The following is a 26,648-nucleotide window of genomic DNA, read 5'->3' as shown; positions in this document are numbered from 1 at the left end:
GTATTTATTGAAAATCCGACAGCAATTAGCAAAATTAGCGTCATCTCTATAACAAAACTTATTAGCTATTATTTCTATGCAAATATTTTCCCTGATTAGCCTAATTGTTAACCTTATATTTCATTTAACTCATCAACGGGTAAACAGCTTTACAAAGTAATGCTTCCATTAAAAATTAGTTTTTCATCTCATCTTAAAGCTCGTTTGTTCGCAAAAGGTAATAACGAAATACTAGACTAGCATTTACATCTCTATTTCCTGCTTACGTAATATCTTTAATTTTTAACCCCTTTACTTATAAGGATTTCGAAAAGGACAAAGGCTCGGGGCGCCCGGTTAGCAACGTAGCGAGTGGAACGAAGCGACTGGGATAAAGGAATCATGGTGAGACAGTGTTGACGAACCAATGATGACTTATCGTAGGGCGATTCGTGAAGTCGCCTAGTTGCTGGGTGCTGGATCCGGACATGACTAAATAACTTAGTAAGTTTATCCACAGCTGCAAATTTTATAATTCTCTAGACCACCTAGAAAACCCCCGTTTCATAAAGAAACAGGGGTATGATTTAGTTTCCATTATCCTTCTAATAATAAATCGTAAGGATCTTCTAATAATTGTTTAACACGAACAAGGAATTGTACCGCCTCTTTGCCATCTACAATACGGTGATCATAGGATAGCGCTAAATACATCATTGGACGTACTTCAATACTATCATCTGGCATTACAACGGCACGTTTTTGAATATTATGCATTCCTAAAATTCCTACTTGAGGTGCATTTAGTATTGGTGTGGAAAGCATAGAACCAAATGTTCCACCGTTTGTAATCGTAAATGAACCACCTTGTAAGTCACTCATTTCTAGCTTCTTATCACGCGCTTTCTTACCTAAGTTACCAATTTCTTTTTCCACTCCTGCAAAATCGAGACGATCAGCATCTCGTACTACAGGAACTACTAAACCATCTTCTGTAGATACTGCAATACCAATATCATAGAATTTCTTCATTACTATTTCATTACCTTGAATTTCTGCATTAAGCAATGGAAAATCTTTTAATGCACCAACGACAGCTTTTGTAAAGAAAGACATGAAGCCTAACTTCACACCATGCTTTTCAATAAACTTCTCTTTACGTTCACTACGTAGTTTCATAACATTGGTTAAATCTACTTCATTAAACGTTGTAAGCATAGCAGCTTCTTGTTGTACTTCAACTAGACGTTTAGCAATAGTTTGACGGCGACGGGACATTTTTACTCGTTCAACCGGTTTATCAAACTCTGTTTTCTCAACAGGCTTCTTCTCTTCTTTTTGCTTGCTTGATTTTGCTGTACCCTTCGCAGCATCTTCCACATCTTCTGGACGAATGCGGCCTAATGGGTCGCGTGGGCTCACCTTACTTAGATCAATACCTAGCTCCCTAGCACGCTTTCTAGCAGCTGGTGAAGCGATTACGTCACCACTTGTTTGGGTCTCTTCTCTTACTTCTTCCTTCATGTCTTGTTTTGGAGACGCTTCTGTCTGCTTTTCTTCTTTTGCATCAGCTTGACCTTGAGCAGATTCAGTATTTGCATTTCCTGCTTCTGCATTTTCGTCAATTTTTGCAATGATGTCGCCAACTTCTACATCATCGCCTTCGACTTGAATTATTTCAGTAATTACACCAGAATATTCAGAGTTTACTTCCACATTCACTTTATCTGTTTCTAACTCAACAACTGGATCGCCTTTTTCTACTTTATCCCCTTGCTTCACTAACCATTCCGCAATGGTTCCTTCTGTAATAGATTCAGCTAGCTCTGGTACTTTTATTTCATTCATTAGAATCTCCTCCTTGTGATGGGGCTATTGCTTCCTGAATAATCTGCTTCTGTTCTGTTTTATGCACATTTGGCTCGCCTACTGCTGGAGACGAACGGTCTGGACGACCAATATAGCGCAACTTCTGCCCGTCTTGTAGCAAATCTCTTAAATAATCGTCAACAAAGTCCCAAGACCCCATGTTTTTCGGCTCTTCTTGGACCCATACAATTTCCTCTAAATTTGGCAACTGCTTTATTTCGCTCGCTAATTGTTCTTTAGGAAACGGATATATTTGTTCTACCCTGAGTGCTCGCAACCAATCAAATTTTTCTTCTGAATGTGCTATTTCTTCTTCAATATCTACCATTATCTTTCCACTACCTAGAAGTAAGCGTTTCGCATTTTTCTTGCTTACTTTTAAGTTAGGTTGATCTCGTAACGCTAGGAACTTACCATTTGTAAACTCTTCTGCTGATGAAGCCATTCGCTCATTTCGTATTAAACTACTTTTAGGCGTCATTATGATTAACGGTCTAGCCTCTTCACGATTACGCAATGCAGCTTGACGGCGAATTAAATGGAAAAATTGAGCAGATGAAGTAACATATGCTACAATCCAGTTATTCTCTGCAGCCATTTGTAAAAAGCGTTCCAAGCGAGCACTAGAATGTTCTGGCCCTTGACCTTCATACCCGTGTGGAAGCAACATAACCATATTGGATTTTTCGCCCCACTTCGCCCGAGAAGAAGAAATAAATTGATCAAATACAACTTGAGCCGCGTTAGCAAAATCTCCAAATTGCGCTTCCCAAATAACAAGTGTATTTGTTGCTTCAACACTATACCCGTATTCGTACCCTAGCACACCTGCTTCAGACAACGGGCTGTTCCGAATGTCAAAAGAAGCTTTTGCTTCATCTATAATATGCAAGGGACTAACTTTTTCATTTGTTTCCACATCGTGTAACACAAGATGACGATGCGCAAAAGTTCCTCTTTCTGAATCTTGTCCGGTTAGTCGAATTGGGATGCCGTCTCGTAAAATAGAAGCATATGCTAAAGCTTCTCCAGTTCCCCAATCCGCTTTTTCCCCATCATTAAGCGCATTCTCACGTCGTTTTAAAATACGTTCTAGTTTTCTGTTGCTGTTAAAACCTTCAGGTCGTTTCAACATCCCTTTATTTAGGGATTGTAACGTTTCTAAATCAATAGCTGTTTCAAACTGATCCAAACCATTTTTCAAAGCTTTTGGCATTGGTTTTGGTTCGCAATCTCCTGTTTCATTCTCTTTCATATTATTATAAATGTCCCGCAACTTGGACTCTGTATTTTGCTTCATTTCTTCCAATTGTCCATCGTTAATAATCCCTTTTTGTTCCAAGTCATTTGCAAAAACTTGTGAAACGGAAGGGTGATTATCAATTAGACTATACAAATCTGGCTGAGTCATTCTTGGTTCGTCCATTTCATTGTGACCATAGCGGCGATAACCAACTAAATCAATCAGAAAATCTTTATGGAATTTCTGGCGATACTCGTAAGCAATTTGAATAGCTGAAATACACGCAATTGGATCGTCTGCATTCACATGGATAATGGGAATTTCAAAACCTTTTGCGAGATCACTTGCATATCGAGTAGAACGACCGTCTTCTTGATCGGTAGTGTATCCGAGTAAATTATTAGCAATAATATGCAAGGAACCACCAGTCGTATAGCCTGGCAAACCACTTAGATTTAAAGTCTCTGCAACCACACCTTCGCCGATAAACGCCGCATCTCCATGAATTAATACAGGGATTGCTTTATTTACATCCTGCTTAGGATAACCTTTTTCATAACGATAATCTTGTGCTGCACGTGCAAAGCCTTTGACAACCGGGTTAACAAATTCTAAATGTGAAGGGTTGTGTGCTAAACGAATCCGTGTCGTTCCCTCTTTCACATCTGGTTCCTTTGTTGCACCGAAATGATATTTCACGTCACCTGTCCAGCCATAATTAATGCCGGTTGAACCTTCAGAAGGTATCAGTTCTTTATTTGGCGAATGGTGAAACTCTGAGAAAATTTTATCATAAGGTTTTCCAAGAATATGTGCTAAAACAGCAAGGCGACCACGATGAGCCATCCCCATCATAATATTCTCTACTTTGTCCGCGCTTGCATTTTTTACAATCTGATCAAGCATAGGGACCATGACTTCTAAGCCTTCAATGGAAAAACGCTTTTGACCAACAAAGGTTTTTTGTAAAAATCCTTCAAAGCCTTCTACTTGAGCAAGTCGGTCAAGCAACTGAATTCTCTCGTCATTTGGTAGATTAAGCCTCGCCTTACCAGTTTCAATTAGATCCATTAACCAATTGCGTTCTTCTTCGTTATTTACATGATCAAATTCAAACGCAATTGTGCCAGAATAATACTTTTTCAATTCTTTTACTACATCTAATCCATTTTTTACATGGCTAGGAGCTTTTTCCCATAACCAAGAAGCTGGAATGCTCATTAAGTCTTCTTGTGTCAATCCATAGCTTTCTGCATCTACTAAGTTAGACGTTCGTTCACTTCTTCCAACTGGATAAATATCTGCCACGAGATGCCCAAAACGTCGAATAGCCTCAACAAGTTTCATTGCTGAGGTAAGTTTCTTCACATCGTCTATGGATGCAGCTTGAGTTTCTGCTACAGTTGAAACACCTGCTTGGGATAACCATTGAGGGGCTCCATGCTCATCGAACATCTTTTTAATGGATGGATCTACTGCCTCTGGATCCGCTTTGTATAAATCATATTGTTCTTCTACATACCCCATGTTAGGACCATGAAATTCTGACCAGAATCGCTCATTGGATTCTTCATATTGTGCCACCTTCTATACCCCCATTAAAAGTTACGTTATCCGTATGAAACGGTATACATTATTCACTGTTCATTATAGAACTGAGTACCCATTACTTCAACTAATATACCCTATTTTGTTAGCGGAAACAACAGCCTGCTCGAACGTTTTATATAATTTAAATTTTCTAATGATTCCTTTAATAAAAGCAATATATTTTTACTATACAAATTTAACCGTTGTTCATTCTATTTATATTTCAAAATTCATTCATTTGCTACCTTCACAAACGTACATTTTATAAGCAAGGTTAAATGGAGAAAAATATTCGTTTACGATACATGTTGTTTCATTTTCACTAATCATTCGTTATAATAGAATCACTAGAAATTATACTGTCTGTAACAAAAGGAGGATGACAAGATGAAATTAGCATTAATATTAGGGGTAGCTATTGTATTTATAACTTCTTGCTTCACTGCGGGGTACGAATCAAAACCAGGTATGCCGAGAAAACAACAAAGGACATAACATTCCTATTGCAGGTTTATAAGAAAGCCTCTACTTGAACATAGGCGCGGGGCGTGCGTCCGTTTATCAACGTAGTGAATGAAGCAAATCAACGAAAGATTTAAGGATTATGCCACTAAAATCGAGTAGGAGGGGGCGACTAACCCCCGACCTCTCACACCACCGTACGTACGGTTCCGTATACGGCGGTTTCATTTAAGTCCAACGCATCGTTTGATATCGTTTATGTAGACTCTTTAAGCCTAGGTTTGACCAGTATCGATCACCTAATGCTCTATGTAAGATCGGACTTTTAGCTATACGCCAATAAGCCTTTCTCGTGTTTGCCCACTCCCATGCTTTTCCTTTACTAATTCCAAGTTTTATTAAATTCTTGTATTTTGTTTTGACTTTCTTCCATTCTTTCCAGCGTATCATTCGCATCCTTCTTCGAATCCAGCTATCCAAAACTTCAAATATAGAGGGCGTCTCTGCTAGCTGATAGTAGCCTAGCCAACCTACTAAGTATCGATTTAGCTTTGCGATTCTATCCTGCATATTCATAGACTTCTTTCTTGAGGTTAGTTCTCTGACACGCTGTTTAAAGCGTTTGATACTTTCTTTAGAAACCCGAATCTTTGGGTTCTCTTTATGGAATGTGAAAGAAAATCCTAGGAATTTACGCTTCCATGGGCGGTCTACTGCACTTTTCTGTTCATTTACTTTTAATTTGAGTTTTCCTTCGATAAATGTAGTGATACTTTTCATCACTCGCGATCCCGCTCTCCTCGATTGAACATATATGTTACAGTCGTCCGCATAACGGACGAAATGGAGCCCCCTTCGCTCTAATTCTTTATCTAGCTCATCTAAAACGATGTTGGATAGCAACGGACTTAATGGTCCGCCTTGAGGGGCTCCTTCTGTGTTTGGTTGAACGATTCCGTCCTCCATAATGCCAGCTTGGAGATACCTACGTATAAGTTTAAGTACTCTCGGATCTTTGACCTTTTGGCTCAGTTTCCTCATTAATCGGTCGTGATGTACTTTATCAAAGAATTTCTCTAAATCCATGTCTATAACCCAGCGATAGCCATCTTTCATATAGCTTCTCGCTTTCCTAACCGCGTCATGTCCTCGTCTGTTTGGGCGAAAACCATAACTATGTTCAGAAAATGTTGCGTCATAGATGGTTGTTAGAACTTGTGCGATTGCTTGTTGGATGAAACGGTCTAGCACGGTAGGAATTCCTAGCTTCCTCACTCCGCCGTTTGGTTTCGGGATTTCGACACGGCGAACGGGTTGAGGATAGTAGGTACCTGATTCGAGTTGTTCTCGAACGGAAGCCCAGTGTTCCATGAGATGCGCTCGTAGGTTTTGTACGGGCATTTCATCCACACCGTGGCTTCCTTTGTTACGTTCGACACGTTTCAGTGCACATATTAAGTTTTCTCGTGATAGAATGCTTTCCAACATGATATCTAACTCCTACGTGAATGGCTCTTTCTTCTTGTGTGGCAATTTCTCTCAGCCCTTCTAGTGTCCCCCACGGGATTCACCGCTTCCTTCACTAGGAAGGTTTTCTTGTTTCTGCTTCATCAAGTATTGCGTACTCCGAAGCGACCATTCTTCTTCAATGATTCAGCCCTTCCTAGAAATATCTAGTACTACGGCTTCGGCTGACTTCTGACAGTTCAGCGAACACTTACATGTTCGGTTACGGCGTGTGCACCGCTTTTCTGTCAGATCTCCCGGGGTAAGCACACATTCTTCCTCTCCATATCCCCACTTCATTTACTCTGTGTACCCTTTGGCAGTAAGGACTTTGACTTGTTGTGCAGTCTCATCCAAGTACACCTAGCCTTCTATGAAGTTCGTGTTCCTAAGGGCGGAGATTTGCCGCCGACTTCCTTCAGATTCTGGGTCACCCCAGACACCCTTGTCTTAGGCTAACCACTACTACTGCCTTCGTGGTTCGGGACTCGAACCCTAGAGAATGTGTGCATGCCTGGCACACACAAGGGGTATGCCGACTTCGGTCGACATACCCGTTTTTTAGTCGGCCTTGCTCTTAGTAACGAACTGATGATGACTTAGCTTAGGGCGATTCGTGAAGTAAGTCGCCTCGTTACTGGCGATGGATCCGGACGGGGCGTATTCTTTGGTTGCGCCATAGCATCTTTCTTATCTTTGAAGCAAAGGCATAGTAAGCATCTAGTTACTATGCCTTTTGCCAACACATTTAAATTTTTTCCATTTAAAATGCGCTGCACCAAAAGGATAGGAATACAACGTTCAGAGTGATACCTGTAGAGAATAACACGCATCTTTCATTTATGAAGTTGAGGAAGCAATAAAGTACAGCGGAGGCAACTACTTTACCTTGCTAGACTTTCCCAAAATTAAAATAGCCCAGGAAAACCTTGTTGCCTTAAAGCTTCGTAAATAATAATCGCCGCAGTGTTGGATAAGTTTAATGACCTCACTTTATCCCCCATGTGAATGCGTAAACAACGGTCTTCTTTCCCTTCTAGTAATTGCTTTGGTATGCCATTTGTTTCCCTACCAAACACAAAGAATAACGGTTCACCCTCGTCACTAAAATCAAAATCGGTATAGTGCTTCGTCCCAAAGTTTTCAATATAATAAAAACTTCCTTTTGGATATGCTTCATATAAAGCTTGAATAGACGGATATTCATGGATATCTACATCATGCCAATAGTCTAACCCTGCCCTACGTAGCATTTTATCATCTGTAGAAAACCCAAGCGGGTGAATTAAATGCAGTGTTGCATTGGTTGCTAAACATGTTCTTGCGATATTGCCAGTGTTAGCTGGAATTTCTGGTTGATATAATACGACATGTAAACTCACTATTCTCTATTCTCCTTACTTCTTCATTCAGTGTTTAGTATAGCATTACTTTTTTCATTGGTGAAGTTATCTGTAAGCCGTAGTAACTTTCTTAGAAAAAATTAACTTATAATCAGATCTTATGACGAAAAACACTATCTAAACAAAAATACTCTCTGTTAAATTATTAAAAATGCAGCTTATGTTCATGGTTCAAAAAACGGCAGTGCTAATAAAATATTACTCTAGTTATATTACCTAAAGCTCGGGTACTAGGAAAGTTATTCTATGTGAATACGAAAAAACTTATATTGAATGTCAGGTGTCCATGCTGTTGAATCTTCATACGACCAATAACGGTTACGACTATTATCTGTATGTGCATTGACAAGTGGCATCCCATTTGCATCTTTGGCAACTACAATTGTATTGTGGTCCCATCTCCCATCTCCGGTAAAATCATAACATATAACATCACCTGGTATAAGCTGATTAGCAGTTTTCATTTCTTCCCCTCTTAATCCACTTGTTGCTCCGGCTAAATACCAGCGTAATGAATGTGCAACTGCCCAACTAAAACTCCAATTGGTATCTTGATACCACCATCCCCGCTCGCGAACAGGAGCACCATGCATTGGCGCACCGCCCGCATATAAACATTGTGATACATAGTTCGTACAATCTACCGGAAATTGACGATAGGCAGGATTATAATCATTCCACCAACGTTCTGCATATTGTACCGCAGCCTGACGATTGTATTTACTTCTGCTATTTAAAGAAGAACTATCGCCTTGCTTAAACATTTCCGTCTTAACTAGATCTTCCTGTTTGTAGTCATGGCGACGATGTGCTTGCATGTTACCTTGATGATCTTTCTTAAACACATAAGGAGTGACAGACTCTTCTAAATATAGTTGCTTTTGCTGCTTAATAAGATATTGGACATGTAGATGATACTGGTGAATATTCTCTTGTTCATAACTTAATTTACTATATACATGCCCATTTCCTTTAATTTGAATAATGTCAGCACCTCGCTCAGCGAATAATGCTTGCTTCCTTGCCCACCAATCATTTTCATTTCGATCTATTGCAAAAAAATCTTGCCAATATCTTTTAAGTTGTTCCATAAAAAAATCCCCTCCATATGAAAGTATATGGATAAAGGTTTTTAGTTAGCACTATTAAATGAGTTAAAAACCAGGATTTATAAGCGTTTGAGAAGAATATACAAAGAATCTGCTTTGTATATTCAACCATATAAAACTTTTTATTTGGGGGAGGTTTTTAAGTAAGTGTGGGCAGGTGTCTATTCTTTATTAATAATCGATAAAAGAGAAGGTGCAAAAACCTTCTCTTTTATATTACTCTACATCCACAATAATATTAGCGCTTACCATAAATTTTCCAACATCAAATGTAATCATCTTTGTTTCCGCATTTGCACTTTGTATTACTCCTGTAAATTTTTCGTATTGCCCTCTGTTGTATGTAGTAATTGTAATCTCGTTTTTAAACTCCAATGCATCCGCCAATTTTTCCGTTACCTCAAAGAATAAATGTGTAAAAAATGTAAATTTTTCGCAAAAACGGTTTACATGTACATGAAGAAATGGTAACTTTTTTGATAAGATTTAAAAAAATAAATTAATTTAGGAGGGTTTCATGATGAAAAGTTTGTTAAAAAAATCAGTATTTCTAGTGACTTCCGGCGTATTGCTGATGAGTGGGCTATTTATGGGTACGACAAAAGCACATGCTTCCACTTCAGCTACTATGAACAATGTAAATGTATCAGTACAATCAAAAAATGTCTACCCTTTATCTTCTCGACCAAACAATGATGGTTTAGTCACCCCGATGGGAGTTAAGTCAACAGCTGTTATTAAAGTAGCAAACGCTCTTAGAGCTGGTGGCGACGTAGTTATTGATGCAGCTAAACATTTTAAAGTTATTGACGGTTCTACAGCAAGAACTCTAAAAAGAAACAGTAAAAAGATCGGTAATTGGTTAAAAAAGTTTGAAAATGCGGGTGATACAGCAGCGGCGCAAGTACGTGAACAACTACCTGTATTTCTAAAAGAAAATACTAAGATGAGTAAAGGCACAGCTGAAAACATTTCAATTGCTGTAAGTTGGGCAATTAAATGGGCGGATGTCATATTTTTATAGGAGGTATCTATGGATAATCTCACTGTCAGCGAATGGATGAAAGAAAACGGTTTAACTGATGACGAAGTAGATTTTATTGAAACGATATTAACATCTACCGCCATGCAAGAAAGCGGAATAATTAACTACAAAGAAATTAATCGTAAAATTAATATGTATTTCCCAGAAAGAAGATTTTATTTAACTGGAAAAATTAACTTTGAAAAATTTTTAAATATCTTAAAAGAAAATGAAATATTTATAGATTTAAAGGAACTGTTAAACAGATATCATTCTCAAGGAACTTGCAAAGAACACTGCGAAAAGTTATTAGAAAGAGTTTAATTATTAATTCTCACCACCTCCTATAACAAAGAGTTATGGGGAGGTGGTTTTGATATATATATAGAACTTCTTTAATATATCCATAATGCACTCAAAAGGAAAACATTGTCCAGCTATGCTTCTGTATTTATTTTGCTTATTGATACTGCTAAACTTACCTTTTACTTTATAAAAATCATGCTTATCAAAATACTTTAATTCAACTGTAAGATCATTTACTATAGCCATTAGTAATTTTGTGTTTATTTCCTCTTGCTGCTGTTCGTCCAAAATCGGCTTTTCTTTATGATTTTGTTCTTCCCATATTTCCTGTAGCATCTCTATGTGTTCAGGCATAATGAGAGATTCCATTTTATCGCACCTCGATCATTAGCCATTAAGCCCCAACCTTCTTTCTTACTTTTCCAGCGGATAAAATATTTTTAATGTTAAATGTTCGCACTTGTTTACGATAAAAGCAATAGGCTAAAATACTATTTTCCTTTATCTCCAATACACGTATGTAGCGCTCAGTTACTTGATTATTGCTATAAATATAAAAGATGATGATTTTGTTTTTATATCCAGAACAGGAAAAATAAGAAATGACCACGTAGCTTTTAATAAAGCTTTGATTAGAATGATCGAAAAGGCAAAAGTATAACGTATCACGCCACATGGTTTAAGACACACGCACGCAACAATATTGTTAAACAAAAAAACCTCAATAGTGACAGTAGCTAAACGGTTAGGGAATACTCCTGAAGAAATTTACAAAACTTATGGTCATACTGATGAACAAGCTAATAAACAAGCATCGTTAGCCTTTATTTCCGAAATGAGTATATAATTTTTTGGGGGAGGTTCTCATGTCTAACCTCGAAACACCCTAGTGTTATCGAACTAATCAAGCTTTAACCCTCCATATGAAAGTATATGGAGGGAAAGCTTGACACATCATCATTTTTTACATGGTAGGTGCTACATTCATGAATGATATACATCTTCAAAAGCAAGTCCTTTTTCCATTTCCACTAGCACCTGTTCATCCTTTTCTTCTTGCATCGCTTCCCTTATAGCTTGGAAAGCTTCTTTTGTGCCAATTTTCCCTAAAGACCAAGCTGCAGTTCCACGTATAACAGGTCGGGGGTCATTTTTCATCACTGTTATCATGTCTGCTACAGCCGTTTTGTCCTTATAGTGTCCTAAAGCAATAAGTGAATTACGCTGAATTGGCTTTTTACCGCGCCACGAACCTGAAATATGGCCGAATGTCTGTTTAAATTCACGGTTGGATAGTTTTAACATGGGAATTAACTTTGGCTTAGCGACTTCATGCTCTGGCTCAAATTCACGATGATGATGAAAGTCTATCTTTAAATTTTTTGGACAAACCATCTGACATGTGTCACAGCCGTATACACGATTACCAATTTTTGAACGAAATTCATCTGGTAAAAAATCTTTTGTTTGCGTTAAAAAGGCGATACATCGCTTGGCATTTAGCTGTCCACCTTGCACAATCGCTCCTGTAGGACAAGCATCTATACATTTCGTACAAGATCCGCAGCTATCATCAACAGGCTCATCTGGCGTAAACGGAACATTTGTTATGAGTTCTCCTAAATAAACAAATGAACCAAACTCTGGAGTTATAATGGAGGTGTTTTTCCCACTAAAACCAATACCTGCCCGTTCTGCAACAGCCCGATCAGATAGTTCACCCGTGTCCACCATCACTTTGTTTTTTCCATCTGGGACTCTTTCTTGAATGAAGGACGCAAGCTTTTCTAATCGTTCTCGCATGACAATGTGATAATCAACGCCCCAAGAAGCTCTAGCAAATAACCCCCGTCGTTCTTCCTTTGTACTTCTTGGTGCACCTTTCATGCGGGAGGGATACGCTAAAGCAATGGAAATAATTGATTTTGCTTCTGGTAATAATCGCATAGGCTCCGTTCTTTCGTCTATGGACCCTTTTTCGAAGCCGGACTGATAATCCAATTCTTGCTGTCTGCGCAGCCTCTCTTTTAATTCGGTAAACACATCAGCTGAGGCGAAACCAATTTTATCAATCCCAATTTGTTTACTGTATGCAATTATTTCCTGCTTTAGTTGATCTGTGTCCATGTCATCTCCTCCTAATGCTACTTTACAACAGCTGTACGCATACGATTAACCACTGCTGCAATTTCAAACTTACGTGGCCTTGCTAAATCTCCTGGATGCTGATTCGAGTACGGGGTAAAGGAAGCAAGGCCGCGTTTATTCATTTGTTCTTCTACCTCAGCTAACAGCTGGGGTAGCGTTTGATTGGCTAGCTTATTCTGGCGATCTAAGTATTGGAGAATTTCTGCAATCATTCTTGTTTGTGAAGCATCTACCAACTGCTCCACCTCAGAAAAAGTAATATCGGTTGTTCCCATTAAAATATGATTCAACCCTTTAGCTTGAACTTTTGAACGCTTGCCTTTTCTCGTCTGTAAAGTCTGTTGTTGAAAATAGCGCTGCTCTCTTATTTGAATTGGGACATCCAATTTTTCGTTTCTTTCTAACGGATAGTTTTCTATAATTACTTTCGCTTCCTTTGTAGCATTATCAGGAATGTAATTTTCTAAACGAATTACTGTATCCGCATGTGCAAAATAATCTCCCGATCCGCCCATAACAATAATCGTCGATACGGCTAATTCATCGCGGATCTGCTGAATCTTATCAATAAATGGGGTGATTGGCTCTTTGTCAGCATGAACAAGTAACTGCATACGATGATCACGAATCATAAAGTTGGTCGCGCTCGTATCCTCATCAATAAGTAATGTAGTCGCCCCCGCTTCTAACGCTTCCATGACATTTGCAGCTTGGGAAGTACTTCCACTTGCATTATCCGTTGAGAAAAATGTCGTATCTTGACAATATGGCAAGTTATTAATAAATGGGGAAATGTCTACACCGGTTACTTTTCGACCATCTTCAGCTCGAATTTTTACCGCAGCAGGGTCTGTTAATACATACTCTCTACCGTCTCCTTGTACATGATTATAAACACCACGTTCAATGGCTTGTAATAATGTACTTTTCCCATGGTAGCCACCACCAACAATTAACGTAATACCTTGTTTAATTGCCATACCTTTTATTGGCTCTTTGGCATGTGGAATGTCGATAGTGACCTCATTTTCAGGGGGACTTTGAAAAGGTATCGCTCGTTTTAATGGACGATTACTAATACCGCTTTCTCTTGGCAATGTAGAACCATTCGCCAAAAAAGCTACCCAGCCATTTTGTTTCATTTTTTGACGAATTGCCTCTTGCTGATCTGCAAGTTGTATAGACTGGTTCACTGTTTCATCCTTCATAGCAAAAACAGATCGTTCCATAATAGACGGTAACACTTGTGTAAATAGCTTTTCTGCTTCTTTTCCATTAATCTTTCTTCCATTAGCAGGTAAACCAATTGAAATACAGATCGTTATGGATGTAGCATTTATTTGCACAGCCGTCCGCTCTAACTTTTCTTGTCCTGGACGATCAAATAAGATCAACCCGCTTTTGCCAGATCCTTTGATAAACGTAGATTGTTTAGCGGCTGCTTTTCCTATCCACCGTGCAAATACGTCCTCTGCGGCAACTTTTCTTGAATAGGTTTGCAGCCAAGCTGATCGGATGGGCCGTTCATTACTAGGGATAATAATGCGTATTTTAGAAGGTGAAGCAAACGGGTCACCTTGTACGTAATCAACCGCTAATTGATAATGATCTGCTTGATAATGGCCTTGAATACGCTTATACCCTTTATAACCCTTTCCGTCCAATTCTCTTAAAAGCTGTATTAAGTTATGCATACATACACCTCCGATTATACATCATACAGTTTCATCATTTTCTACCGTTAGATTTTACATGTTCCCACGCTATAAGTAAAACAAACATCTACTTTATGTTTGGCAATGAATGATATTAGAAATACTTGGTTTATTGCATAGTTTCTTTTAACTTTATCATAGATGAATCGTTCGCTTGAAAGAAACACCATCGTTTCTTATCGTACAACGTAAAAAACGCAATACTTCGTACCCTTACTAATACGAAATACTGCGTTAAGACATATGTATGGAGCGGATGAAGGGAATCGAACCCTCGTCATCAGCTTGGAAGGCTGAGGTTTTACCATTAAACTACACCCGCATCAAAAAATGTGTTTTTTTGACTGCAGAAATAATTATAGCAATTACTTTGCTATAAATCAAGGGGGAAATTCACTTTTTTCGACAAAAAGTTTACAAATTATTTACATTAGCTTTATAAAACAATCTTATTCCACTTTTGTTACAATCTTTTAGTATTACAATGATAGCTTTATGTAGTTAGGTGATTTGTATATTTACAATTTAGGGAAGAAGTTATAGAATAGTCATAAGATTTAGGGAGGAGAGAAAGCATGACTGTATATCCAATCGTCATAGCACAGCAAAATTTCACGCACCAAGATAGCTTGCATTACCCGTTTGAGGAACGTGGGTTGCAATTTGGTGATGGTATTTATGAGGTCATCCGAATTTATAAAGGGAACTACTACCTTTTAAAAGAACATATGGATCGTTTATTTCGTTCAGCGGAAGCGATTAAAATTGATCTAAATATAACGAAAGAAGAACTCACTCGTCTGTTACTCAAATTATTAGAAAAAAATAAAATGACTACGGATGGAAAAGTATATTTACAGGCAACTAGGGGATCAGCACCTCGAGATCACGTTTTCCCAGTAGATACGCCTGCAAATTTATATGCTTATGTCCAAGATTTACCACGTCCTAGCGAAAAATTAAAGAATGGGATTTGCACGATTACAACCCCAGATGTTCGTTGGGAAAATTGTTACATTAAAAGTTTGAATTTGCTTCCGAACGTTCTTGCTAAACAAGAAGCAAAGGAAAATAATTGCTATGAAGCTATCTTACACAGAGGGGAACTTGTTACTGAATGTAGTTCATCCAACATTTACATAGTTAAAAATGGAGAAATTTATACACATCCAGCAACAAACCGCATCCTACACGGTTGTGTACGTATGCGTGTTGAAAAATTTGCTAACGACCTTTCCATACCGTTTCATGAGCAAGCTTTTGATAAAGAAGCTATTTTTCAGGCAGATGAAGTTTTCCTATCCAGTAGCACATCGGAAGTAATGCCTGTCGTTCGAGTAGATAATCAGCACATTCAAGAGGGAAAACCTGGGGCAGTTACGCGAAAACTACAAAAAGCTTATGAATTAGATGCTGCTATTACAGAAAATAATATTACGCAAGCTTAATGTATTATCATACGAAGTCGTTCAAGGCTTCGTTTTTTTCTAACATAAGGATATACTAAAATTCCATGCACAGTTAAACTGCTCGGTTTTCATCCCACTAGAAGGGAGGCTTTATTTTGAAAAAAATCATGATTATTGGAAGCCCTGGTTCAGGAAAATCAACTTTAGCTAGACATTTAAGAGAATTATTGCATATCCCCGCTTATCATATGGACTACATTTTTTGGCAACCTGGCTGGGTGCCGATAAAACGAAAAAAACTTGTTGAGGAAACCAAAAAGCTAATGGAAAAAGACACGTGGATTATTGACGGCAATTACAGCGCAACGATGGATATACGTTTGCAGGAAGCTGACACGATTATCTTTTTACATTTCTCCACCATGCGTTGCTTGTATGGAATTACGAAACGGCGCCTCCAGTATCACAAACAAACACGCCCTGGCTTAGCTGCAGGCTGTCCCGAAAAACTGGATTGGGAATTCTTTCAATGGGTTCGCAAATTTAATAAGCGGAAAGCTCCGCACATCTACGAGCTTCTAACGAAATATCCCGATAAACAGCAGATCATTTTCAAGAATAGATCCCAATTACAAAAATTTCTTCAAGAACTTAACTAAAATCCCTGAAATACGAATCATCATGATAATCTAACGAAAAATCAAATTATTTTTCATTAGCTAATTGATTCGGGAATCGAAATAGTTTAAACTATGGTTACATATTCGTAAAGGAGTGTTTTTCATGCATGATAAACGAGCATTGCAAACAGAAGATATCTTACAACTGAACGTTGTCAGTGACCCACAATTCACACCAGATGGTCAAGCTTTCACATACACTCTCACTACTATTAATGAACAAAATGAGTACGAATCACAGTTGATGTATCAAAATTTAAAGGAAAAACAGACTACTCCTTGGACCTTTCACTCATCCAAAAATAGTAAACTACGACTTTCCCCTGACGGAAAACGAGCTGTCTTTCAATCTACTAGAAGTGGACGCCCGCAATTGTGGTTACTCCACACAGATGGAGGAGAAGCAAAACAGTTAACAACTTTCCGCTATGGCGCTATGGATCCCATGTGGTCAAAAGATAGCCAACATATTTTCTTTACCGCCCCCCTCGAACACGATGATGATATACATAATCAAACAGAGCCTTCGAAAGAGGAAGAAAAGAAGGAAAAAGAAGCAAAGAAAAAACAGCCATTCATGATCAACCGTTTAAAATACAAATCAGATGCACGAGGGTTTCATGATGATACACGCTCACAGATCATTAGACTGACAATAGATAATTCTTCCTTACTGCAAATAACAGACGGTGATGCCGACTATCGTTTGCAAGATATCTCACCTGATAGCACAACGCTTTTATACACGGCTAATCTAAATGATCATGCAGATTATGAGTTAAATAATGACCTCTACTGTTTCCAAATGTTCACCAAAGAAACAACCAAACTTACAGATGGGAAAGGGATTTATCACAATGCTCATTTTTCCCCTGATGGTAGTAAAATTGCCTGTTTCGGACATGAGTTTGCGTATAAAGGCGCTTCCCTTACTGAACTTTATTTGTTTGACATAAAAACAAAAGAAAGAAGTTGCCTAAGTTCAGATTGGGATATAGAGATTGGTGATGCAATGATTGGCGATACACGCCTTGGTGAATCCGAAATTGGCCCAGTTTGGAATGAAGATAGTTCAAAGATTTTCTTTATTGTAACAAATCAAGGTGCTACGGAATTACATGCTGCATCCATTTATGGCAAAGAAGAGGAAATATATAAGGATAATAACCATATTTTCGGTTTTGCTTATAACAAACACTGTCAGTGCTTCATCCTCGGCATAAGCAGCCCGACTAATCCAGGAGAATTTTATTTATTGCATGACAATGGTTCTTTAGAAGCCCTTACAGACCATAACTGTGCCTTCTTAAAAGAAATAGCGCTTCAAGAACCTGAGGAATTGTCTATTCAAACAGAAGATAATTGGCAAGTTCAAGGTTGGGTTTTACGTCCTTATGCGTTTATAGAAGGAAAGAAATATCCTACCATACTAGAAATACATGGTGGTCCTCACGCCATGTATGGGCAGGCATTTTTCTTTGAAATGCAGCTCTTAGCCGCAAAAGGCTATGTCGTCTTATATACGAACCCCCGTGGAAGTCATGGATACGGACAATCATTTGTTAACGCATGTAGAGGCGATTATGGTGGGGGCGATTATCGTGACGTGATGACAGCTGTAGATGGCGCCATTGAAAAGTTTAGCTTTATTGATACAGTGCGCCTCGGCGTAACAGGAGGAAGTTATGGTGGTTTCATGACAAATTGGATTGTGGGGCATACCAATCGTTTTAAAGCGGCTGTGACACAACGTTCTATATCAAATTGGCTCAGTTTTTATGGTGTAAGTGATATTGGATTTTTCTTTACAGAATGGGAGCATGGAGTAAACCTATTAGATGATCCAACAAAGCTATGGGAATTCTCCCCATTAAAATACGCTGCAAATGTTGAAACACCACTCCTCATTCTTCATGGTGAATTAGACTACCGTTGTCCCATTGAGCAAGGGGAACAACTATTTATTACATTAAAACATCTAAAAAAAGAAGTAGAATTCATTCGCTTCCCTAACGCAAATCACGAGCTTAGCAGAAGCGGTGATCCAAACATGCGCATGGAGCGGTTGCAACATATGCTGAGATGGTTTGACACATATCTTTAGATGGAATCGAGAGCTGATAAGTACCATTCAGCTCTCGATTATTTGATGATCTTTTACTAACAAGGCCTGATAATCTTGTAATGCTAATATTTCTAGCCCGCTATAATTACTTGTGTTTTTTATCACAATAGCTGCAAATGTTTCTATGCTCGTAAAACAAGGAATTTGGTTGCGTACTGCCCATTCCCGAAGGTTGAAGCCAAAACTACGATTATTTCTTCCTTGTTCTGGCAAATTCAACACCATATCAGGTCGATTGTTTTCCAAAATAATGGCGAGATCATCTTTGTGATGAATCACTTTCGTAATCAAAATACCATTTTCTCGCAAAAATTGAGCCGTTCCTTTTGTCGCAATCAATGACATGCCCATCTTACTAGCAGCTTGAATCGTTTGCAGACTAGATGATTTCATACGATCTGCAATAGATACGACCAGCGTAAGGCCTTTGCCTGCTTTTACTTCACCAAGAATCGAAATAGCGATTTTAGCAAAAACTTCCTCTTGACGACGCGATATAGCCATAATTTCTCCTGTTGATTTCATTTCAGGTCCTAATACAGCGTCCACTCCCTTTAACTTTCCTGTAGAAAAAACAGGTGCCTTCATTATATGAAATGACGGTTCAAGACATAGATTGCTTTTCGTCGTAATATCTTTTAAAGCAGCTCCAAGTTGTACTTGAACTGCCCATTTCACCATTGGTATATTTGTTATCTTACTTATTATTGGAACTGTTCTTGATGCTCTAGGGTTCACCTCCAACACATACACTTCACCATCTTGTAAGATAAACTGAATATTCATCATCCCAATAATCGGTACCGTTTGAGCAATTTTTTTAGCTATTGCGTTGATTTTTTGCTTTTCTACATCTATCAATGTAAGCGGAGGACAAACAGCTAAACTATCACCGGAGTGCACACCAGCCTTTTCAATATGCTCAAAAATAGCAGGGATAAGAATGTCTTCCCCATCGCTTATAACATCCACTTCACATTCTTTTCCAGGCAAATATGCATCAATGAGCAGTGGCCAACAGTGATCATTTGTGTCCTCTTGAATACGTGATACATACACGTTAAGTTCTTCCTGATTATAAGCTATAAACATAGACTGCCCTCCAATAACATAAGAAGGACGAATTAACACAGGGAACCCTAACTGTTCCTCTGCACCACTTAATTGAGTGGGATTGTAGGCCATAAATCCATTCATGTGTGGAATGGAACATGTATCTAACATGTTATAAAATAGCTCTCGTTCTTCCATTTGATCAATATGTTGTGGACTAGTTCCTAATATACGTATTCCTTCTTCGTCCAGTTCTGTCGCCAAGTTCACCGCTGTTTGACCACCAAATTGAATCAATACTCCATATACTTTTTCTTTAACAATAATATGCAAAATATCTTCAAGTACTAAAGGTTCAAAATAGAGTTTATCCGCAACAGCGTAATCTGTACTTACCGTTTCTGGATTATTATTGATGACAATGGCTTCGCACCCAAGTTGCTTCACTGCTAAAGCAGCATGAACGGAACAATAATCGAACTCAACTCCTTGCCCTATCCGAATTGGTCCTGATCCTACAATTACTATTTTCTTCCTCCCTTGACTTACTTTCACTTCATCTTTTCCATGCCAAGTAGAATAATAATAAGGGGATGTAGCAGTGAATTCTCCTGCACAAGTATCTACTAATTTATAAGCAGGCTGCATATGTAACCGTTTATATTTATTTCTTAGTTCATATGGCTTCACACCAATTAACTTAGCAATCTGGTGATCACTTATATTGAATCGCTTTGCTTGCATGAGTAAATCTTTTGGAATCTCGTCCAAACGATAGGTTGTTAATTCTTTTTCTAAAGCAATTATTCGTTTTATTTTATTTAAAAACCAAAGATCTATTTGAGTTAGCTCATGGAGGTTATCCATAGACCAGTTGCGATAAATTGCTTCAGCAATTGCAAATAAACGCAAATCAGTCGCCTCTGTAATTTGTTGATGCAAAATCGCATCTGTTACATTGCTTAGTTTAGGCGAAAACAAGCTATATATACCCATCTCCAATGAACGGACCGCTTTATTTAGGGCTCCTTCAAATGTCCGGTCAATTGCCATAACTTCACCAGTCGCTTTCATTTGCGTCCCCAGTATGTGATCTGCTTCGGTAAACTTATCAAAAGGAAAGCGTGGTAATTTAACAACGACATAATCTAATGCAGGTTCAAATGCCGCTGAAGTTGTACCCGTAACCGGATTGATAATTTCATCTAAATGATATCCAATGGCACATTTCGTAGCTACACATGCTATTGGATAACCTGTTGCTTTGGAGGCAAGTGCCGACGACCTACTTACTCTTGGATTCACTTCAATAATGCAATAGGTATTCGAATTAGGATCTAAAGCAAATTGAATATTACAGCCTCCTATTACATCAAGTGCGCGGATTACTTTTAATGAAGCCGAACGTAACATCTGATACTGCTGATCCGTTAATGTTTGTGAAGGAGCAACTACCGTCGAATCACCTGTATGCACACCAACAGGATCTATATTCTCCATATTACAAACAATGACACATGTATCATTTGCATCACGCACTACTTCATACTCAATTTCTTTCCAACCTTTAATGCTTTTCTCGACAAGGACTTGATGAATGGGGCTAAGCGCAAGAGCTGTGTGTAATTTTTCTACAATTTCTGTTTCATTATAAGCAAACCCTCCTCCTTCTCCTCCAAGCGTATATGCAGGCCTTAATATAACAGGAAAATCAATTTCTTCAGCAAAAAGAATTCCTTCCTTTACATTTTCCACTACTTTTGACTGAGAAACGGGCTCATTTATATGAAGCATTAACTGACGGAATTCCTCTCTACTTTCCCCTTTTTGAATCGATGCTACACTCGTTCCAAGTACTTTTACATTGTATTTATCCAAAATACCTTGATTATGCAACGCGATCGTTACATTTAGTCCAGTTTGCCCTCCAAGCGTGCCAATGAACCCATCTGGTTTTTCCTTCGCTATAATTTTCTCCACATTTTCTACCGTAATGTCCTCCATATAAACACGATCCGCAATTTCTTTATCTGTCATTATCGTTGCTGGGTTATTATTTACTAAAACAACTATTATTCCTTCTTCTTGCAGTGCTAAGCACGCTTGTGTACCAGCATAATCAAATTCTGCTGCTTGACCGATGACAATTGGACCGGAACCTACTACGAGCACTTTTCTTAAACTTTTTCCCATAAGTATTCTTCCTTTAACTGTTTGACCTGTTGAACAAAATCCGTCAGAATGTATGTCGTATCTCTTGGACCTGGATGAGCTTCTGGATGAAATTGCACCGTCGTAATTGGCAATTGCTTATGTTTCATCCCTTCGACAGAATTGTCATGAACATGTTCGAAAGTAAGTTGAAAAATAGATTCGTTCACACTTTCTCTATTTACTACATAACCATGATTTTGCGCAGTTATATTTATTTTTCCTGTTTGTAAATCTTTTACTGGATGATTTGCTCCCCTATGTCCAAATAGCAATTTTTCTGTTTTCGCACCATATGCTAGGGCAATAAGTTGGTGCCCTAAACAAATTCCCAATGTTGGAAAGGATTCAGCAACTGATCTAATTTTCGGAAAATAAATTTGTAGCTCACTAGGATTCCCTGGACCATTACTAATCACAATGCCATCTGGGTTTAGTGCTTCAATTGCTTCCATATCATAATGATAGGGTACAATTGTTACTTTACATCCTTCATTCACAAGGAAATGTACCATCGATTTTTTAAAACCAAAATCAATGATGACTATATGACAACTACCTGCACCTGTTTGTACCATAGATGTTACAGCTACTTGTTGAACGAGCTTTTTTGCATCCGGCAAAATAAATTCATGTTTATAGTCTGGAAAAGGTTTCTCTAACACCAGCTTCCCTTTTATCGTTCCATGTTTCCTAATAGCAACAACTAGTGACCTCGTATCCACATTTTTCAATCCTGGAATACAATGTTTCTTTAATATATCCGTTACCGTTGCCTGCGATTGAAAATGGTTTGGTTCTTCACAAAGGTCATTCATAATAACACCTGCTACTTGGAGGAAATCGCTTTCTAAATCTTCGTGATTTATTCCATAAGTCCCAATGATAGGGTAGGTTAGTGTAATCATTTGCCCAGCATAAGATGGGTCTGTTAACATTTCTTGATAACCTGCCATACTCGTATTAAACACGACCTCACCTACACACTCTCCTCTATACCCTATCCATTCTCCAGAAAATACCTCCCCAGTTTCTAAAACGAGCTGTCCCTTTGTCATATTATTCATTCACCTCTTAGATTAAATTCTAATTATTCCATATTATAGAGGTACTATTTGGTTAATTCAAGTATATTTATAAAATTTTATTTATATTTATGCAAAAAGAAGTTACCGTTATCCTTAATATAGAACATGGCCTTTTTGAAAAACTTTGCTTTCCGGCAAATCTTATGGCGAAACTTGTGGTTATTCTTATACTAAACCTTATAATTTCACCCCAGATATAAGGTGCTGTCGTCTTCCACTTTAAAAATTCAAAAATGGAAGCTGACCAAGTCTACTTGGGAGCGTACAGCACCTTCATCCATTTTTCGTACGAACCAACGCGTGGAATAAAAGCAGGTCCCTACCGTATAAAAGATTCATTTCATAAATTCCTATTGTGTTAAAAACTCATGTAACTTTTCTATATAATCTTCTTTATGCGTAACAAAAGCTTCACCATGCCCTGCCCCATCGAATATAATCAACTCTTTATCACTATTTGTTTGCGCATATAACGCTTCACTCATACGAGTAGGTACAAATGTATCTGCACTCCCATGAATAAACAATATAGGTATGTCTGTTTTTTTCACTTGTTCTACTGCGGAAGCTTCTTTTAAACCATACCCAGCACGTACTTTCGTCACCGCACTTGTACTAGGTAACAGTGGAAATGAAGGTAAATGGAACATTCGATCCATTTGGTAAGCAAACATGTCATACACACTCGTATAAGGACTATCTGCTACAATTGCTTTTACATTATTAGGGAGTTTCTCACCGCTTGCCATTAATACAGTCGCAGCCCCCATAGAAACCCCGTGTAACACAATTTCTGCATCTTCTCCTTGTTCTTCAATTACTCTATGAATCCAATCTACGTAATCCAGGCGATCATGCCAGCCGAACCCAATATAATTTCCTTCACTATCACCATGACCTCTTAAATCCGCTGTAAACATATTATAACCAAGTTCTTCATAGTAGTGTTGACCAAACATCCCCATGTCTAAGCCACTTCCTAAATAGCCATGTGCGAAAATAACTGTTTTATTTGTTTCTTTCTTTGCAGGTAAATAATAGCCTTGTAGTTTTAGCCCGTCGTAAGATGTCATATTCCACGTTTCAAAGTTCTGTTCACGGACCCAATCCCGCCAATCTCCTTCAAGCATTTCGTCTAACGCTTGCGCAGAAACTTCAAGATCTTCATTGCCTTGCAAAAAATCCTTTTGATTACGTGCAATTGCTAAATGATAAAAATAGAAACTAGCAATTATATCAATAATAAATAATAATATAATGACACTAACACTTATATACAAAACTCTTTTTTTCCTCAACAGTCTTTTCCACCTTTCACATCTTTCTTATTAATTATATAGGGAAAAAGCCTTATATAAAACTAACACGCAGCTGGTACTTGTTTACAAGTAATGAAAAATACTTGGGATAGAACTTCCTGCATATGAGGTCTCTAAACTATTCTTTTACACATAATTGCCTCTAAACGAATAGTTAAAAAGCCCCATTTGATACATCTTTCGTATCAAATGGGGCTTCTTTGTTTTAGTGAAATAAACCAGATTCTTTGGATTTTTTCTTCAGTTTATTTGTATGCCGATTAATGATTGGTTTAAAGAACGCACCTAGTACGATAGCTACAACCCCAAAAAAGCTGAGGTATAAAATATCCTTGCTCGCTCTCTCCCAAACGATACCGCCAACAGATTCTCGTAATAAGTCAATGGCGTAGGTAAACGGAAGAAATGGATTAATCATTTGGAAAAACTCTGGTAACAATACAACAGGATAGGTTCCTCCCGATCCAGCAATTTGCAGAACGAGAAATACAATTGCCATTGCTTTTCCGACATCACCAAACACGGAAACAACTGTATAAATAATAAGCATAAAAATAAAACTAATAAATATCCCAAACGTCATAAACCAATATGGCGCAGCCGCATCGACTCCTAGTAAGAGTAAATCACCTGCTGTTACAATAATCGTCTGTAAAAAACCAATTCCCATAAATGTATATAACCGTCCGAAATACATTTGTCGTTCTGTATAATTAATTTGGTCGTGCACATCGGTGGCTAGTAAAGAAATGAGCAGTAACCCACCAACCCATATTGCCAAAGCTGTATAAAATGGTGTCATACCAGTACCATAATTCTCCATTGGGAACAGCTTATTCTGATTTAGCTGAACAGGTTCCGCAAAGAAACCTTTCTCAGCTTCTGGGTCATTTTGCAACAGGTTAATAATTTCATTCATGTCCGTTTCACCTTTAATGCTACGAATTCTGTCCGCTAGCTCATTAACCTTACTATTCACATATGGGAATTCACCTAAGGCTTGCTTAAGAACATCTTCTCCTTTCCCTAAATTACTCTCTGTACTACCAAGAATACGTTCTACTTCTGGTATTGTCTCTTGAATATCTACCAAGATCCCTCGGGCTTCTGAAAGCGTACTTTTTGCTCGACTAATTTCCTCCATCACTGTAGGTTCAATCGATGCTTTATATTCTTTAACAAAAGCATCAATATTTGCCGAAGTATTTTCAGCCACTTGCTGCAAATCATTTACCATTTGATCTACATCTTTATCTTTCGCATCTATAAATTGGATAACTTCTTTATTTGTCTCTTTTATATTCGTTAAGGCTTCTTGTAATGTCGTCAGTCTTTTAATAACCTGATCCATTTGTTCACGATTCACGTTTGAGCTATTCCCTTGCTCACTTTCATTGTTGTCCGTTTGATCATTTTGTTGTTTCAATTGCTCTAACGAACTAATCACTGCCCCCACTCTATTAGCGCCATCGTCAAGCTGTTGGTTTATTTGATTAGCAAGTTCTTTTCCACCACTAAAATCAACATCTGCTTTCTGAACATCTTGCAGAAAGTTGTTTGCTTTACTCGCAACATCTTGCACTGTACGTAAATCCTGTTCAATTTGCGGAGCCATTTTATTTAATCGATCTTCTGCTTCTTTCAAAAAAGACGTTGTATTATCAATGGTTGTTAATCCATTATCGGTTGCTTTTTGCGCATCAGGAATTAAGTTTTGTGCCTTATTAACGATATCTTGTGCCTGATTTGCGTCAGATAATGATTGATTAAGCAAATCATTAATTTCCGGAAGCTTTTTCTCCATTTCAAATACGTAATTTTCAAAGCGTTTAATATCAGGTAAATCTTTCTCTAGTTCAATACCTAATTGGTTAAACATATCAAAGATTACCCCATTGACCGTAGAAATAAATTGACTACTTATTTGCTCGACAATAACCGAGGCACCTTTTTCCGTAATTTTCGGCGCAATCGCATTGACTTTTTCATTCACATAGTATTCTACGTTTGCTTTTTCTGGATTGTCTTCCATAACGCTACCCAATTGTTTTGAAAAATCCTTTGGAATAACGATAACAGCAAAATAATCACCGTACTCCACTTCTTCCATTGCCGTCTTTCGATCTGTAAATCGCCAATCCATTGCTTTATTTTCTTGAAGTGTGTCTACAAGATCTTTCCCAACGTCAATGTTTTCCCCTCTCACTGTTGCGCCCTGATCTTCATTCACTACTCCAACGGGGATCTGATCCGTTTGCCCATAAGGGTCCCAAGACGCCTTAATATTAAACCAAGCATAGAAAGAGGGTAAGAAAATAAGCCCACCAATGATAATCAGCGCCACCCAGTTCTTACTCAATTTTTTTATATCTGTCATAAATATTCTTAAGCTGTTTTTCATAGATTCAC

The 26,648-nt window shown here is 38.1% G+C and carries 19 protein-coding genes and 1 tRNA gene; 6 read left to right on the top strand and 14 right to left on the bottom strand.

Translation table 11 applies throughout. The annotated features are described in order from the left end of the window. Positions 1-576 precede the first annotated feature (576 nt). The 6 genes from odhB to D9780_RS20940 form a co-directional block, all read right to left on the bottom strand. Positions 577-1,827, bottom strand: coding sequence for a 2-oxoglutarate dehydrogenase complex dihydrolipoyllysine-residue succinyltransferase (gene odhB / locus D9780_RS03160; protein ID WP_121639262.1), 1,251 nt, complete (start codon positions 1,825-1,827; stop codon positions 577-579). Next, a complete protein-coding gene (locus D9780_RS03155; protein WP_121639261.1) occupies positions 1,820-4,675 on the bottom strand; it encodes a 2-oxoglutarate dehydrogenase E1 component in 2,856 nt (951 codons plus the stop codon). Before D9780_RS03155 ends, odhB begins: the two co-directional genes overlap by 8 nt. A gap of 696 nt (positions 4,676-5,371) precedes the next feature. Further along, entirely contained in the window at positions 5,372-6,634 is a 1,263-nt protein-coding gene (gene ltrA / locus D9780_RS03150) for a group II intron reverse transcriptase/maturase (RefSeq protein ID WP_121638889.1), read from the bottom strand. A gap of 923 nt (positions 6,635-7,557) precedes the next feature. Then, on the bottom strand, positions 7,558-8,031 hold the full coding sequence (gene trmL / locus D9780_RS03145) for a tRNA (uridine(34)/cytosine(34)/5-carboxymethylaminomethyluridine(34)-2'-O)-methyltransferase TrmL (protein ID WP_073005986.1): 474 nt from the start codon (positions 8,029-8,031) through the stop codon (positions 7,558-7,560). A 260-nt stretch (positions 8,032-8,291) separates the two neighbouring features. After that, entirely contained in the window at positions 8,292-9,143 is an 852-nt protein-coding gene (locus D9780_RS03140) for an amidase domain-containing protein (protein ID WP_121639260.1), read from the bottom strand. A 234-nt stretch (positions 9,144-9,377) separates the two neighbouring features. Further along, positions 9,378-9,548, bottom strand: a complete 171-nt coding sequence (locus tag D9780_RS20940) for a YolD-like family protein (protein WP_162985773.1) — start codon at positions 9,546-9,548, stop codon at positions 9,378-9,380. 130 nt (positions 9,549-9,678) lie between these two features. Between D9780_RS20940 and D9780_RS03130 the strand changes: the two genes are divergently transcribed. Together D9780_RS03130 and D9780_RS03125 are read left to right on the top strand one after the other, a co-directional pair. Continuing rightward, complete coding sequence (locus D9780_RS03130) at positions 9,679-10,185, top strand: hypothetical protein (RefSeq protein WP_162985772.1); 507 nt, start codon at positions 9,679-9,681, stop codon at positions 10,183-10,185. Between the two features lie 9 nt (positions 10,186-10,194). After that, complete coding sequence (locus D9780_RS03125; protein ID WP_121639257.1) at positions 10,195-10,509, top strand: hypothetical protein; 315 nt, start codon at positions 10,195-10,197, stop codon at positions 10,507-10,509. A 33-nt stretch (positions 10,510-10,542) separates the two neighbouring features. Here D9780_RS03125 and D9780_RS03120 read toward each other — a convergent pair whose 3' ends face one another. Then, positions 10,543-10,860: a YolD-like family protein gene (locus D9780_RS03120; RefSeq protein WP_121639256.1), complete on the bottom strand. Its 318-nt coding sequence runs from the start codon at positions 10,858-10,860 to the stop codon at positions 10,543-10,545. A gap of 334 nt (positions 10,861-11,194) precedes the next feature. Between D9780_RS03120 and D9780_RS21580 the strand changes: the two genes are divergently transcribed. After that, positions 11,195-11,338 carry a hypothetical protein gene (locus D9780_RS21580; RefSeq protein ID WP_162985771.1) on the top strand — a complete coding sequence of 48 codons (144 nt, stop codon included), beginning with the start codon at positions 11,195-11,197 and terminating at the stop codon, positions 11,336-11,338. Between the two features lie 137 nt (positions 11,339-11,475). Here D9780_RS21580 and queG read toward each other — a convergent pair whose 3' ends face one another. From queG to D9780_RS03095, 3 genes are all read right to left on the bottom strand, one after another. After that, complete coding sequence (queG, locus tag D9780_RS03105) at positions 11,476-12,618, bottom strand: tRNA epoxyqueuosine(34) reductase QueG (protein WP_073005983.1); 1,143 nt, start codon at positions 12,616-12,618, stop codon at positions 11,476-11,478. A 17-nt stretch (positions 12,619-12,635) separates the two neighbouring features. After that, entirely contained in the window at positions 12,636-14,333 is a 1,698-nt protein-coding gene (locus D9780_RS03100; RefSeq protein WP_121639254.1) for an ABC-ATPase domain-containing protein, read from the bottom strand. Positions 14,334-14,602: 269 nt separating this feature from the next. Beyond that, positions 14,603-14,676: transfer RNA gene (locus D9780_RS03095), tRNA-Gly, on the bottom strand. A gap of 253 nt (positions 14,677-14,929) precedes the next feature. On the opposite strand from D9780_RS03095, the gene dat reads away from it, so the two are divergent. The 3 genes from dat (at position 14,930) to D9780_RS03080 (ending at position 18,547) form a co-directional block, all read left to right on the top strand. Then, positions 14,930-15,802, top strand: coding sequence for a D-amino-acid transaminase (dat, locus tag D9780_RS03090; RefSeq protein ID WP_121639253.1), 873 nt, complete (start codon positions 14,930-14,932; stop codon positions 15,800-15,802). Positions 15,803-15,918: 116 nt separating this feature from the next. Continuing rightward, entirely contained in the window at positions 15,919-16,422 is a 504-nt protein-coding gene (locus tag D9780_RS03085; RefSeq protein WP_121639252.1) for a DNA topology modulation protein, read from the top strand. A 124-nt stretch (positions 16,423-16,546) separates the two neighbouring features. Next, positions 16,547-18,547, top strand: coding sequence for a S9 family peptidase (locus tag D9780_RS03080; protein ID WP_121639251.1), 2,001 nt, complete (start codon positions 16,547-16,549; stop codon positions 18,545-18,547). Positions 18,548-18,574: 27 nt separating this feature from the next. On the opposite strand, the gene carB is transcribed toward D9780_RS03080, so the two are convergent. The 4 genes from carB to D9780_RS03060 form a co-directional block, all read right to left on the bottom strand. Next, a complete protein-coding gene (gene carB / locus D9780_RS03075) occupies positions 18,575-21,814 on the bottom strand; it encodes a carbamoyl-phosphate synthase (glutamine-hydrolyzing) large subunit (protein ID WP_121639250.1) in 3,240 nt (1,079 codons plus the stop codon). Continuing rightward, entirely contained in the window at positions 21,799-22,890 is a 1,092-nt protein-coding gene (locus D9780_RS03070; protein ID WP_121639249.1) for a carbamoyl phosphate synthase small subunit, read from the bottom strand. Before D9780_RS03070 ends, carB begins: the two co-directional genes overlap by 16 nt. Before the next feature lie 380 nt (positions 22,891-23,270). Beyond that, positions 23,271-24,218 (bottom strand): alpha/beta hydrolase, encoded by a 948-nt coding sequence (locus tag D9780_RS03065; protein WP_371413701.1) that lies wholly within the window; start codon positions 24,216-24,218, stop codon positions 23,271-23,273. A gap of 226 nt (positions 24,219-24,444) precedes the next feature. Beyond that, positions 24,445-26,640, bottom strand: coding sequence for a YhgE/Pip domain-containing protein (locus tag D9780_RS03060; RefSeq protein WP_121639247.1), 2,196 nt, complete (start codon positions 26,638-26,640; stop codon positions 24,445-24,447). Positions 26,641-26,648: the final 8 nt, after the last annotated feature.

It is taken from the genome of Virgibacillus sp. Bac330, assembly GCF_003667845.1.
GTDB classification, from domain to species: domain Bacteria; phylum Bacillota; class Bacilli; order Bacillales; family Amphibacillaceae; genus Virgibacillus; species Virgibacillus chiguensis.
The sequence above is the reverse complement of the archived record's forward strand: the minus strand, read 5'-3'. Positions and strand labels throughout refer to the sequence as shown.